This is a genomic window from Actinophytocola algeriensis, assembly GCF_014203735.1.
GTDB classification, from domain to species: Bacteria; Actinomycetota; Actinomycetes; order Mycobacteriales; family Pseudonocardiaceae; genus Actinophytocola; species Actinophytocola algeriensis.
Genome location: NZ_JACHJQ010000003.1, coordinates 745113 through 757840 on the forward strand (window position 1 = coordinate 745113; position 12728 = coordinate 757840).

General features: G+C 68.8%; 14 protein-coding genes. 9 read left to right on the forward strand and 5 right to left on the reverse strand.

Annotated features, from left to right (window positions below; translation table 11 throughout):
• Positions 1-11 precede the first annotated feature (11 nt).
• Positions 12-2114: a UvrD-helicase domain-containing protein gene (locus tag FHR82_RS15865; protein WP_184811135.1), complete on the forward strand. Its 2103-nt coding sequence runs from the start codon at positions 12-14 to the stop codon at positions 2112-2114.
• Here FHR82_RS15865 and FHR82_RS15870 read toward each other — a convergent pair.
• Positions 2104-2304, reverse strand: coding sequence for a DUF397 domain-containing protein (locus FHR82_RS15870; protein ID WP_184811136.1), 201 nt, complete (start codon positions 2302-2304; stop codon positions 2104-2106). The genes FHR82_RS15865 and FHR82_RS15870 overlap by 11 nt on opposite strands.
• 18 nt (positions 2305-2322) lie before the next feature.
• Positions 2323-3207, reverse strand: a complete 885-nt coding sequence (locus FHR82_RS15875; protein WP_311771103.1) for a helix-turn-helix domain-containing protein — start codon at positions 3205-3207, stop codon at positions 2323-2325.
• 103 nt (positions 3208-3310) lie between these two features.
• Here FHR82_RS15875 and FHR82_RS15880 point away from each other — a divergent pair, with 103 nt between their 5' ends.
• The 5 genes from FHR82_RS15880 (at position 3311) to FHR82_RS15900 (ending at position 7579) form a co-directional block, all read left to right on the forward strand.
• The gene (locus FHR82_RS15880; RefSeq protein ID WP_225944029.1) at positions 3311-3607 is read left to right on the forward strand and encodes a hypothetical protein; all 297 of its coding nucleotides are present in this window, start codon (positions 3311-3313) and stop codon (positions 3605-3607) included.
• Between the two features lie 205 nt (positions 3608-3812).
• Positions 3813-4073: a ribbon-helix-helix domain-containing protein gene (locus FHR82_RS15885; RefSeq protein WP_184811138.1), complete on the forward strand. Its 261-nt coding sequence runs from the start codon at positions 3813-3815 to the stop codon at positions 4071-4073.
• Complete coding sequence (locus tag FHR82_RS15890; protein WP_376706415.1) at positions 4070-4453, forward strand: PIN domain-containing protein; 384 nt, start codon at positions 4070-4072, stop codon at positions 4451-4453. The genes FHR82_RS15885 and FHR82_RS15890 overlap by 4 nt, the downstream gene beginning before the upstream one ends.
• A gap of 322 nt (positions 4454-4775) precedes the next feature.
• Complete coding sequence (locus FHR82_RS15895) at positions 4776-7166, forward strand: helicase-associated domain-containing protein (protein ID WP_221463795.1); 2391 nt, start codon at positions 4776-4778, stop codon at positions 7164-7166.
• 50 nt (positions 7167-7216) lie between these two features.
• Positions 7217-7579: a hypothetical protein gene (locus tag FHR82_RS15900; protein ID WP_184811140.1), complete on the forward strand. Its 363-nt coding sequence runs from the start codon at positions 7217-7219 to the stop codon at positions 7577-7579.
• Positions 7580-7729: 150 nt separating this feature from the next.
• Here FHR82_RS15900 and FHR82_RS15905 read toward each other — a convergent pair whose 3' ends face one another.
• Both FHR82_RS15905 and FHR82_RS15910 read right to left on the reverse strand, forming a co-directional pair.
• Positions 7730-8002, reverse strand: a complete 273-nt coding sequence (locus FHR82_RS15905; protein WP_184811141.1) for a hypothetical protein — start codon at positions 8000-8002, stop codon at positions 7730-7732.
• 183 nt (positions 8003-8185) lie between these two features.
• Entirely contained in the window at positions 8186-8644 is a 459-nt protein-coding gene (locus FHR82_RS15910) for a phage integrase central domain-containing protein (RefSeq protein WP_376706423.1), read from the reverse strand.
• 281 nt (positions 8645-8925) lie between these two features.
• Here FHR82_RS15910 and FHR82_RS15915 point away from each other — a divergent pair, with 281 nt between their 5' ends.
• The 3 genes from FHR82_RS15915 (at position 8926) to FHR82_RS15925 (ending at position 11670) form a co-directional block, all read left to right on the forward strand.
• On the forward strand, positions 8926-9504 hold the full coding sequence (locus FHR82_RS15915) for a DUF8817 family protein (RefSeq protein WP_184811143.1): 579 nt from the start codon (positions 8926-8928) through the stop codon (positions 9502-9504).
• Between the two features lie 382 nt (positions 9505-9886).
• The gene (locus tag FHR82_RS15920; RefSeq protein ID WP_184811144.1) at positions 9887-10366 is read left to right on the forward strand and encodes a DUF1841 family protein; all 480 of its coding nucleotides are present in this window, start codon (positions 9887-9889) and stop codon (positions 10364-10366) included.
• A gap of 53 nt (positions 10367-10419) precedes the next feature.
• A complete protein-coding gene (locus FHR82_RS15925) occupies positions 10420-11670 on the forward strand; it encodes a plasmid pRiA4b ORF-3 family protein (protein ID WP_184811145.1) in 1251 nt (416 codons plus the stop codon).
• Positions 11671-11676: 6 nt separating this feature from the next.
• Here FHR82_RS15925 and FHR82_RS15930 read toward each other — a convergent pair whose 3' ends face one another.
• Entirely contained in the window at positions 11677-12690 is a 1014-nt protein-coding gene (locus tag FHR82_RS15930) for a LacI family DNA-binding transcriptional regulator (RefSeq protein ID WP_184811146.1), read from the reverse strand.
• Positions 12691-12728 lie beyond the last annotated feature (38 nt).

The following is a 12728-nucleotide window of genomic DNA, read 5'->3' on the forward strand; positions in this document are numbered from 1 at the left end:
ACGGAGGAGAAGTGCCGACACTGGGGATCGCGCGGGAGTTCCTGCGTGAGTTCGGGAAACTCCAACGGCCCGTCCAGGACAAGGTGTACGAGACGTTCGCCAAGTTCGAGGAGGCGACGTTCGCGGGTATCCACCTGGAAACCATCCGCAACGTCCGCGACCCGCGGCTGCGGTCCATCCGGATCGACCAGTTCTGGCGCGGCATCGTCCTCGCTCCGACCTCCGGTGACGCGTACGTGCTGCTTCGCGTGCTTCCGCACGACGACGCGTACCAGTGGGCGCGGCGCAGGACCGCGAGCGTCAACCGGGTCACCGGCGGCATCGAGATCCGTGACGTGGTCTCGATGGAGGATCGTATGCCTCGGCTGGAGGAGCGGGCGGCGACCACCACCACGCGTCTGCTCAGCGGGGTGAGCGACGCCGACCTGCGGCGACTGGGTATCGACGACCAGGTTCTCGCGTTCGCGCGCACCCTCACCGACCACGACCAGCTCGAAACGGCCCGCATCATGCTGCCGGAACCCCAGTACGACGCCCTGGTCGGGCTCGCCGTCGGCATGAGCCCCGAAGAGGTGTGGGCCGAGATCGCCGACACCCTCGAACCCGGCGACTACGACCCGGACGACGTGACCGCCGCCCTCACCCGCTCTTCGAAGCAGGTCGTCCTGGTCAGCGGACCGGAGGAGCTGATGGAGGTGTTCAGCTACCCGTTCGACCTGTGGCGGGTCTACCTGCACCCGGTGCAGCACCGCGTCGCGTACGGCGACTTCTCCGGGCCGGTGCGGGTCACCGGTGGACCGGGCACCGGCAAGACCGTCGCCGTGCTGCACCGGGCGAAGCACCTCGCCGAGCGGTCCACACGCGACCGGTCGGTGCTGGTGACCACCTTCACCAAGACCCTGACCGGTTCCCTTGAGGACCAGCTCCACACACTGGTCGAGGACGACGCCGTGCTGCGCCGGATCGACGTGCGGCACGTGGACCAGATCGCCAACCAGGTCGTCACCGCGGCACACGGGCGGGTCGGCATCCTGTCGACCGACGAACAGCGCCAGGTGTGGCGGACGGTGATCGGGGCGACCGGGGCCGGATTCACCGACACCTTCCTCGCGCAGGAGTGGCGTGATGTCGTGCTCGCGCAACAGATCGCCGACCTCGACGGCTACCTGGCCGCGCGGCGCCGCGGCCGGGGACGCCAGCTCGGCACCCGCCAGAAGGAACAGGTGTGGACGGCGGTGTCGGCGTTCGTCGACGAGCTGCGCCGCCGTGACCGCTGGACCTACGAGACGGTGTGCGTGGAAGCGGCCCGGCTGTTGGCCGAGCGGCCCGACAAGCCCTACCAGCACATCGTCGTCGACGAGGGGCAGGACCTCGGTCCGTGGGGCTGGCGTCTGCTGCGTGCCGCGGTGGCCGAGTCCGGCAATGACCTGTTCATCGCCGCGGACGCACACCAGCGCATCTACGGTCACCGGGTCTCCTTGCGGCAGCTCGGGATCAACATCACGGGCCGGTCCGCGCGGCTGACGTTGAACTACCGCACCACGGCGGAGATCCTCGGGTGGAGCATCGGCCTGCTGCGCGGGCAGGAGATCGACGCCCTCAACGAGGATCTCGACACACTCGCGGGCTGTCGCTCGGACGTGCACGGCGAACCACCTGCCCTGCGCCCCGCGATGAGCGAACGGGAGGAGTCGCAGGCGGTCGTCGAGGACGTGCGCGAGTGGCTCGCCGCCGGTGTGGAGCCGGACCAGGTCGGCATCGCCGCGCGTACGTGGAGCCAGGTGGCGTCGGCGCTGTCGGCGTTGGACAGGGCCGGTCTGCCGACGACGTCGCTCGCGCGGTCGAAGCCGGTCGCCGGGCGCATCTCGGGGGCGACGATGCACGCGATGAAGGGGCTGGAGTTCCGCTCTGTCGCCGTGGTCGGGCTCGGCGAGGAGTCGATGCCGTCACCGCGGGCGGTCACGCCGATCGAGGAGGACCCGGTCGCCCACGAACTCGATCTTCAGCAGGAACGCTGCCTGCTGTTCGTCGCCTGCACCCGGGCACGGGAGACGTTGCGCCTCTCGTGGCACGGGGTGCCGTCGTCGCTGCTGCCGCCGGAGGCTAGGTCGTGACGTGCAGCAGCAACGAGGTCAGACCGGCGCGGGGGAGTTCGAGCACAGCAGGTTCCTTGGCTGCCTTGCTGTCGCGCAGCGCACACCTGTCTGCGGGCAGCAGCGCGGCCTCGACACAGTTTCCGCCCCCGGTGCCTCCGCTGCCGGAGAAGCTGCTCCTGCGCCACACCAGGTCCGACCCGCTCGTCATGGAGGCCCCTTCTCGTCGTCAGCCTCCAGTCTCCCCGGCCGCCCTGATCGAGTCCAGTGACCTGGCTGGCGACATTGCGCGCTGGGTCAGGATTCCCCACCGTTCCAGCAGTTCGCGGACATGGCCCCGATCCTCGATGTAGATCGAGCCACCCTGGCCTTCCGCGTAGCCGACATCCGGAATCGGCTCCGGCAAAGTCAGGATCGAGAACGGGCCGTCCACGGCCGGGGTCGCGCCCGCTGAACGCGGCAACACCTGCAGCGTGATGTGCTCCGACTCCGCCGCGTCCACCAACCTGGCGAGCTGACCGCGTAGCACCGACGGCGTCCCGATCGGCCGCGTCAGCACCGTTTCGTCGATGATCACGTGGTACCGCAACGGCTTCGGCCGGTTCAGCACGCGCTGCCGGGCCATCCGCGCGAGCACGCGGCGCTCGGCCACCTCGTAGTCCAGTCCGGGGTTCGCGCCGGTCACCAGCGCCCGCGTGTAGTCGGGCGTCTGCAACAGGCCGGGTACCACGATCGTCTCCAGTTGCCGGACCGCGAGCAGCGCGGCTTCGACGTTCAGCAGCTCGTGGAAGTCTGCGGGCAGGTCCTTGCGCAGAGCCAGCCAATAGCCGCGCTCACCGGCCCGCGCCGACAATCCCAGCACCCACTCGCGGGTGTTCGAATCCGTGACCTCGTAAGCGTCGAGCATCCGTTCCACGTCGAACGACTTCACGCCCTGCTGCCGGTTCTCGATCCGGCTGATCTTCGACGTGGACCACTTGCCGCCGATCCGGTTCAGCCGCTCGACGGTCTCGTCCATCGTCCAGCCGTGCTGTTCCCGCAGCTGGCGCAGCGTCTCGGTGAGCTGCCAGCGCCGCACGGTCGCGGTCACGACCCACTCGTCCTCCTCCGACACCGGTACCCCTTCCGAGTGAAAAATGGGAATCCCACTTTTCATCCTTACGGTTGAGCGATCAGTGTATCTCACGTCAGGTAGCGGATCGAACACGAGGTGTGGCATGAGCGTGGGCAATGGGATGGGCGAGCTGTGTGGTGAGGCGGAGTTCGCCGAACTGGTCACGGCGATGGTCAACGAGGCGGCGCCACGGCTGTTCGCCGTGGTCCAGGAGTTGGGGGAGCGCGTCGACGGCCGTATCGCCGCATGGGGCATGGCGTTCGAGGATCGCGCGGACGTGGTGTGCGACGGCGCCACGTTGCTGGGCGTCCGCTCCCCGGAGTGCGCGTGCCGACTTCTCGGTCGCGACCCCGACGTCACCGCGCGGCTCGTGTGGGTCGAGTCGCCGCCGGTGTCGTGACGGCCTGGCTGCCCGGCTACTTCGTGCCCCGCCTGCACGCCGTCGACCCGTACGCCGACCGCATGGTCTTCCACGGGGTGCCGCTCGCCTGGTCGCTCTGCGGGCGGGCGGCCGTACTCCACGCCGCTGACCGGCTCGAACGGCTCGGTCGATGTCCCCGATGCGAACGACTCGCGGCCAGGGGACAGTCAATTATGATGGAATCATGAGTAAAACTCGCCAGATCTCGATCACCCTCCCCGAAGATCTGATCGACACCATCAGAGCGGCTGTCGAGCGAGGTGAAGCGCGGTCGGTGTCCGCCTACATCGCGAGCAAGCTCGCACCCGGAGTGATCATGGACGCGCTCTTCACGGAGTGGGACGCCGAGCGGGGTACGCCCTCCGCCGAGGTGGAGAAGTGGGCCGGGCAGGAGCTTGACCGGGCGTTCGCCGAGCAGGCCGCACACAACCGCGGGGTGGCGTGAACAAGTCTCTCGTCCTGGACGCAGGCGCGTTGATCGGCGTCGATCGGCGATCGCCCCAGCTCCAGGAGCTGTTTCGGCAGGCGCGGGCGCGCACCGTCGCCATCGTCGTTCCCACCGTCGTCGTCGCGCAGGTCGTGCGCAGCGGCGGCAGGCAGGCGAACCTGCGTCGTTTCCTGGCCGACTCGTACCTGAGCTTCGTCGGACTCGACTACCCGGCCGCCCTGGAAATCGGCGCTCTGCTCGGTGACAGCGGAACGGCGGACGTCGTCGATGCGTGCGTCGCCGTCTGCGCGCGCCGGTTGAACCACTGCCCGGTAGTAACGTCCGATCCTGAGGACCTCGCCAAGCTCGACCCGACACTGCCCCTGATCGTGGTCTGACGGCCATTGTCGGACCGGCACTTCCGGGCGTTGAAAGGCCCACTCCCCGACCCCATTCGAACACCGACCGGGCGATCCAGGGCCTCGGCCGGTTCCTGAAGGTCCGGACGAGCGGCCAGCAGTCCATCGAGCACCGAGGCCTTCTCGGCCGCTGACAAAGGCAGCCAGTGCCGATGTCGAATGGTTCATCACGTCAGTCCACTGTGTCCAGACTATGCGGGACACCAGACATGGGCGTTCACCTTGGCGTCGGTGAGCACTCGGCCGCCAGGCAGCGGCGTCCCGAGTGATCACCGCGATGGATGGGACACAATGTCGAGGCATGAGTGACGTGTCGTTCGCCGGATACCTGTCTGCTCTGGACAAAGACGCGCTGGTTCGGCTGCTCGACGTGCGTCCGGACGTTCGTCGTGAGCCGGTGCCGTCCGGGTTTCGGCAGCTGGCGCAGCGGCTCAGTGGGGTCGAGTCCATTGTGCCCGCGTTGCACACTCTCTGCCGGGACACGTTGATCGCCGGGGAAGCGGTGGCCCTGCTCGGGGAGGCGGCGACCGCGCCCGCGGTCGCGGCGTTGCTGGGGGCCGACGAGAAGAGCGTGCGGGACGAGTTGGCAGTCCTGTGCGCGATCGGGTTGGCCTGGGCCGACGGGGAGGTCCTGCACCAGCCCGAGGTGCTGCGGGACCAGTGGATGACCGAGGTGGGGGGCGGGCGGCCCGCGGTGAAACTGGCCGGGGCGGCGCTCGCCGACGAGTTGCGTGCCTGCCTGTCGGCGCTGGGGGTCGACGTTGCCGGGTTGCGCAAGGTCGAGCTGGTCGCGCGACTGGGCGAGGTGATGGCCGATTCGCGGTTGTTGGGCGACGTGATCCGCGGGCTTCCGGCGGCGGCGCGGGTGCGGCTGGAGGAGCTGCGACTCGGCGACTTCGGGGGCATGTTCGGGTTCGGTGCGCCGCGTGGCCGGGTCGATCCGACCGAGTTGCTGGTCCGGGCCGGTCTGGTGCTGCGGTCCAACCGGCGGCCGGAGGTGCCGAGAGAGGTGGCGGTCGCGGCCTGGCTCGTGGATCACAACCTGGGGCTGACCGGCCGCCCCGCGGTCGCCGCCGCGGCCGGGTTGCCCGCCACGGCGGCCGTCGCCGCCGCGCGGGAGGCGGTGCGGGCGGTGTCGACGCTCCTGGACGAGGCCGCGCGCAAGCCGGTCGCCGCCCTGAAGAAGGGCGGGGTCGGCACGCGGGAACGTGGTCGGCTCGCCAAACTGCTCGGGCTTCCCGACGACGTGCTGGTGCTGTCGATCGACATCGCGTTCGCGGCCGGGTTGCTCGGGGAGGTGGAGGGCGGTTACGCCCCGACCGGCGCCTACGGGACGTGGCGGGAGGCCGCGCCCGGCGCGCAGTGGGCTGCGCTCGCCGTCGCGTGGCACGGCATCGAGCACGCGCCGTTGATGCGGGAGATCGACGGCGATCGGGAGCTGCCACCGCCGTTGCCGCTGATGTCCATGGCGGGGGAGATGCGGCGCGCGATGCTGCGGGAGGCTCGTGCCGGGCTCTCGGTGCGTGGTGTCGGCGCCGAGATCGACTGGTTCTGCCCGCTGCATGGCTACGAACCGGGGGCCCGTGACGAGAAGACCGCCGCCACGGTCCGGGAGGCGGAACTGCTCGGTGTGGTCGCCGGCGACCGGGTGTCCGGCCTCGGCGACGCGGTGCTGGCCGCGATCGGGACCGGCGGCGACGTCGTCGCGGACGCGGCCGAGGGGTGTGCGTCCCTGCTGCCGGAAGCCGGATGCACGGTGATCCTCCAGTCCGACCTCACCGCGGTCGTCACGGGGCAACCCACCGCGGCCGTGGCCCGGCTGCTCGCCGCGGCCGCCCTCAACGAGGCGCGCGGTGACGCCGCTGTCTGGCGGTTCACCCCGGCCGGCGTCCGCGCCGCGCTCGACGCGGGCTGGACGGCCGCCGAACTGCTGGCGGAGCTGGCGGACGTGGCCGACCGTGCCGTGCCGCAACCACTGGAATACCTGGTCAACGACGCCGCCCGCAGACACGGGCAGGTGCGGGTGCGGGAGACCCGGTCGTGTGTCGTCGCCGACGAGGCACTCGCCACCGAGATCCTCAACACCAGGGAACTCACGAAACTCCGGCTCAGCCGCGTCGCACCCACCGTGCTGACCAGCCCGTACCAGCTGGACCACGTGCTCGAGCGGTTGCGCGCGGCGGGGCTGTCCCCGGTCGGCGAGAAGGCCGACGGCACGACGGTCGTCGAGCGCCGCGAGGAGCACCGGGCGGAGGAGACCGGCATCGTCGCCGCCCGGGCCGTGGTCGACGCGCCGGAGTTGGCCGCGCGGCTCCTCGCCGACCCGGACGGTGACCGCGACGCGCCGAGGAGCGGAACCGTCGACCTGATCGCCCGGCTCAACCCGCACCTCGACGACGCCGAGCTGGTCCTGCTGAGCCACGCCATCGACAACCAGGACGACGTGCTGATCTCCTATAAGGACAAGAACGGCGGCCACACGGTGCGACAGGTCCGGCCCTACGGGATTCGCGGCCGGTGGCTGGAGTCCTTCTGTTCCTGCGGGAAGCGGACCGCGAGTTCACCGTCGCCAACATCGAGGCGGTGGCGCCCGCGCGCTGACTCGATGCCGGCACCGCACCGGCAAGGGCGACGACCCGGCGGCTCCGGAGCCCTCGGACGTCGAGGCCGTCAACACGGTTGCGCAAGCTGACCTGGTGAGCTCGTGACGGTGTTTCGTGGGAGTCTGGTGACGTGAGTCCGGTGAGCAGAGGACGTAAACGCAAGCCGAAGAAGTCGGGGCGCGGCACGGCCCGCCCGAACCGGGTGCCGGAAGCCCGGGCGGTGCAGGGTGCCGAACGGGACGTGTATCTCGGTGACGTGTCGCCCGGCGCGTCCGAGCACGAGGTCGAGCGAATCATGGATCGGCGGATGTTCGTGATGCCGTACCGCGCCGCCACCATCGACGGCGAGGAGTTCGACCGGCTCGATCCCGCCGACCCGGACCAGCGGTCACTGCTCATCCAGGGCGAGCATGCCGAATCGACGAGTACCTCTCCGACCCGTTGTGGAGCGGCGAGATCGACGGGACGAATCCGCGGTTGCACCTCGCCATGCACGAGGTGATCGCCAACCAGCGGTTTCCTCGATCAGCCTTGGTTCGCTGAGTGGTCTTCTGCGGCTACCGCGAGGACGCTGACTGCTGAGGCAATCGCCAACATCGCGCTCCTCCAAAGGGTTACTTTTCGTGTAGTTAGCGTCATCGCAGAGTTACCGCTAATCGGCGAGGACGTCAAGCAACTTCGCGACCTTCGGACTCGGCTGGGCGCGGCCGAGGTAGGTGTCCAGCGTCTCACTCACCCGCTTGTGACCAAGCTGGTCCGCGGTCTCCCGGACGGTCAGTCCGCCATCATCGAGCAGCGTGGCGGCCGTCTTTCGGAAGTTGTGACTCGTGAGCCACGTGAACCCGAGCGGATCGAGAGCGTCCCGCAGGTCGGAGTTGGTGTTACCCCGATTCCGCAGCTTGCCCAGCGGCGACGGAACCACCACGTTCCACCGTTCCCGTCACGCTCGCGGGCCTTGAGCAGCAGCACCAACCAGGCGGGTAGGTGCAGAGTCCGCCACCCCGACTCCGTCTTGGGCTTCGGCTGGATTACCCACCCTCACCGCGGACATAGGTCAACGTGCCGCGAACCTCCACTGTGGCCGCCTGCAGGTCGAGCGCGTCCCATGTCACTGCCAGCGCCTCGCCGATCCGCAGCCCCGTCCCGAGCATGAAGTCCACGAGATCTGGGATGTCCCGTGCCACGCACGCTCGTACGCACGCAGACCAGCCCGGAGCTTGCGCACCTCGTCGAGTGTCAGTGCCCGAGCCAACTCCTTCTCCGTTGTGATGGGCGAGACGTTGCGCAGCGGGTTGTGCTCGACCGCGGCATGCCGAGCGGCCAACCCCATGGCCTGACTCAACACCGTCTTGGCGTGCTTGGCCGCTGACGGCTCAGTCTTGTCCCGCACGGCGTTGAGGAACCGTTCCGCCGTCCCGACGGTCAGCTCACGTATCCGCAGCGACCCCACACCCGGCACGACGCGCAGCCGCAGCGTGTCGTCGTACGTGGTCAATGTTGCATTCGCTCGCTTCTTCTGCTTGAACACCGCGAACCACAGGTGGGCGATGACCGCTATCGCGAGCAGTGGGAAGCGCGGATGTTGTTGGGGCGCGCGAACTTGGCATGTCGCCGTTGAGCGTGGCCTCCGAGGCTTTGGGTGCTGTCGTTGCTATGCCTTCGAAGGGAGCTGTCATGGCTGGGATCGGTCCGTTGGGTATCGCGTTGAAGCACGCGCAGACGCCGCGTGGGCGTGTGCTCGCTACAGCCGTTGTGTCGGCGTCGTTGTTGCCGAGCGGGGCTGTCATGCTGTTCGCATCAGCAAATAGCTCGGTGTCGTTTCGGCAGGTCCGGGCTTAGCTTCGGGCGGTGGCGAACGAACTGACCATTCCGCTCCTGCCCTGTCCATCCATCGACGAGATCGCGTCGTTCTACCAGATGCTCGGCTTCGAGATCACCTATCGGCAGACGCGGCCGAACCCGCACGTCGCGGTGCGACGGGAAGACATCAATCTGCACTTCTTCGGGATGGACGACTACGACCCGGCGCAGTCGTACAGCTCGTGCCTGGTCATCGTGGCGGACACCAGCGAGCTGTTCGAGGCCTTCGCGGCGGGGATGCGGTCCGTGCACGGAAAACTGCTCGTCTCCGGCATCCCGCGCATGACCCGGCCGCGGCTGCGCAACGACCGGCACACCGGGTTCACCGTCGTCGATCCGGGCGGCAACTGGATCCGGATCAACAAGGCCGCCACGGAACCCGAGGCGCAGACCAAGCTCGCCAAAGCCATGGAGAACGCCGCGAGGCAGGCGGATGCGCGCGGCGACGAACGCCAGGGGCTGAAGATCCTGGAAGGCGCGTTGAAGCGGGCGACCGGCGACGAACCGGAGTTTCAGGCGGTGCGGGATTACCGCGACGAGCTCGTCGAACGGATCAAAGGGGTATGAGCCGCGCCCAGGCGCTTGAGCGCGGCCCCGACCACCTCGGGGTCGTAGGAAGCTGACAGCCGCCGGCCTTGGGTGTGGCCGTCTCAGTTCGGGACCGTTCGGACTGTCGCAGATGTGGCAATCAGTGCTCTGACCAGCGCGTTGAGGCAATCGTGGGGCCGGTCTTCCGGACCGGCCCCACATTTTTGTCCATCGCCTGGCAGACCCCGATGAGCCGCATTCCTTCGAAGTCGGCGCCGTGAACGCGCGGTTGACCCGGTGAATTCGCGCCGGTGTTTCGTGGGAGTCTGGGGCTGTGAGTCCGGTGAGCAAGGGGCGTAAACGCAAACCGAAGAAGTCGGGACGCGGGATTTCTCGCCCGAAGCGGCGGCCGGAAGTCCGAGTGGAGCACGATGTCGACCGGGACGTGTATCTCGGTGACCTGCCGTCCGGCGTGTCCGAGGACGAGGTCGAGCGGATTCTGGACCGGCGGGTGTTCGCGATGCCGCACCGCGGCACCGTGATCGGCGGCGAGGAGTTCGACCGGCTCGATCCCGCCGACCCGGACGAGCGGTCGCTGCTCATCCAGGGTGAGCACCCGGAGTTCCAGCAATATCTGGCCGATTCGACGTGGCAGGGCGAGATCGACGGGATGAACCCCCGGTTCCACCTCACGATGCACGAGGTGATCGCCAACCAGCTGTGGGCGGACGAGCCGCCTGAGGTGTGGCGGGCGGCCAAGCGGTTGCGTGAGCAAGGCATGGCACGGCACGACGTCCTGCACGAGCTGGCCAGGGTCATGGCCGAGCACATGCGCCCGACCCTGACCAGGGGGGAACCGTTCGACGAGGACTCCTACCGCGGCGCGCTGGCCGACCTGTGACCGCTTCGGTCACGGTCGGTACTGTCCATGCCAGCGTGCCGGGAGGTGTGACCGTGGAGTCGGAACTGGTCGAGCAGGTGCGGGCGTTCGTGCGCTGGGTGGGCACGGGGCGCAAGCTCACCCAGGCAGGGCGGATCACCTTGACCGACGCCCGGGTACTGGTGGAATCGCTGGGTACCGGCGACGTGGTCGACCCCACCATCGGTGATCGCGTGTACCGGACCACCTCGAGCCAGGAACTGTCCAACCTGATGCTCGTCGTGGCGTGGGCCAAGGCCGCGCGGCTCGTCCGCAAGACCGGCGACCGGCTGGTGGCGGTGAAGAAGAACGCGGCGCTGCTCGACGACCAGCGGGCACTGTGGCTGACGCTGTTCACGACGTTCGACCGGGTTGGCGAGGCGTTTCTGGCGGGCGGGATCGCGGAGTCGCCGCTGCGCTGGCAGTTCGCGAGCGGCAGCCGTGCGATGCTGACCTTGCTGCGCCAGGCCGACCAGCCGGTCGCCCGCCTGCGCGCGATGGCCTGGGACATCGTGACCGCGCCGTACGTTCTGGACGATGCCACCGAGTTCCAGGCCGGGCTATGGCGAAAGTGCAACGACCGCGACACCGACCTCGCGCTCGACGTCCTGCGGCGGTTGGGCGCGGTGACGATCGAGGACGGGACAGTGTCACTGACCGAACCCGGCCTGGCCGGTATGCGCGTGCTCCTGGCGGAACCGGAGCATGGTGACCCCGTCTACCAGCTCAGGATCACCCTGGTGGGGTCGGCTGATCCGCCGGTGTGGCGGCGGGTTCTGGTGCCTGCCGCGATCCGGCTCGATCGCCTGCACGAGGTCGTCCAGGCCACCATGGGTTGGCAGAACGCACACCTGCACGCGTTCAGCGACGGGCAGACCCACTACGGCGTGCCGGATCCGGAACTGGGTCACCGCGACGAACACGCGACGAGGTTGAACGACCTGGTCGAACCTGGTGGCCGCCTCGAGTACACCTACGACTTCGGTGACGGCTGGGACCACGAGATCCTCGTCGAGGAAGCGACTGTCGCCGAGTCCGGCCTGCGTTGTCCACGGTGTGTCGCTGGGGAGGGCGCCTGTCCGCCGGAGGACTCCGGTGGTGTGGAGGGATACGAGCGGCTCGTCGAGATCCTCGCCGATCCCGGTCACGATGAGCACCGGTCCATGCTCGACTGGCTCGGCTTGGACAGTCGTGACCAGTTCGACCCGGCACGCTTCGATCCTGACGACGCCGACCGTCGCCTGACCGTCGTGTCGAACGCCGGTTTCATCACTGCCCGGCGTTGAGAGGTGTCAAACCGCCAGGGGTGCCGTGCTGTTGCGGACGATCAGGTCGGTTGCCAGTTCCACCCGCGGGCTGTCCGTCTCTTCCCCGCGGGACAGGCGAAGCAGCATTCGGGCCGCCAGCGTGCCCATCTCCGCCAGTGGTTGGCGGACCGTCGTCAGTGGAGGAGACGCCCAGCGGGCCTCCGGAAGGTCGTCGAAGCCCACCACGCTCACGTCGTCCGGGACGCGCAGCCCTCGTTGCCGGAGGCCCTCGTACACGCCGAACGCCATCTGGTCGCTCGACGCGAAGATCGCCGTTGGCGGTTCCGGTAGCGACATCAGCGCGGTCGCGCCTCGGAAACCGGACTCGTGGTAGAAGTCGCCCGGTTGGATCAGTTCGTCCGATACCGGTAGGCCTGCCGCGTCGAGGGCCGCTCGGTAGCCGTCCAGGCGGGCTCGGCTGCACAGGAGGGACGTCGGGCCCGCGATGAAGCCGATGCGGCGGTGGCCCAGGGAAGTCAGGTGCTCTGTCGCGGCTCGACCGCCTGCCCAGTTCGTCGCGCCGATTGTCGGGACTTCCAGTGCCGGGCCGCCTGCTGGGTCGATCACCACTGCCGGGACGTTCAACCGGCGGAGTTCGGCCTGGTGACCCGGCTGGAGCGTCGAGGTCACCAGGATGACGCCGTCCGATTTCCTCGCTCGGAGGTTGTCCAGCCACTGGCGGGTGGCGGCGGAGTGGCGGTGGATCGCGCTCACCACCGTGCCCACCTGGGCCGCGTGGGCAACGTCCTCCACGCCGCGGATGATCTCCACTGCCCACGGGCTGTCCAGGTCGTTGAAGACCAGGTCGACCAGGCCGGCATGCTCGCCCCGGCGCGAACCCCGGCGTTGGTAGCCGTGTTGGGCCAGTAGCGCTTCGATGCGCGCTCGGGTGGTCGGGGATACGTCTGACCTGCCGTTCAGTACCCGCGACACCGTGGGCACCGACACGCCTGCTTCCGCCGCGATGACGTTGATCGTCACCTTGCGTTCTCTTGCCACGTCGCACTCCCCGATACCGAAACGCTCCGAAACTTTCG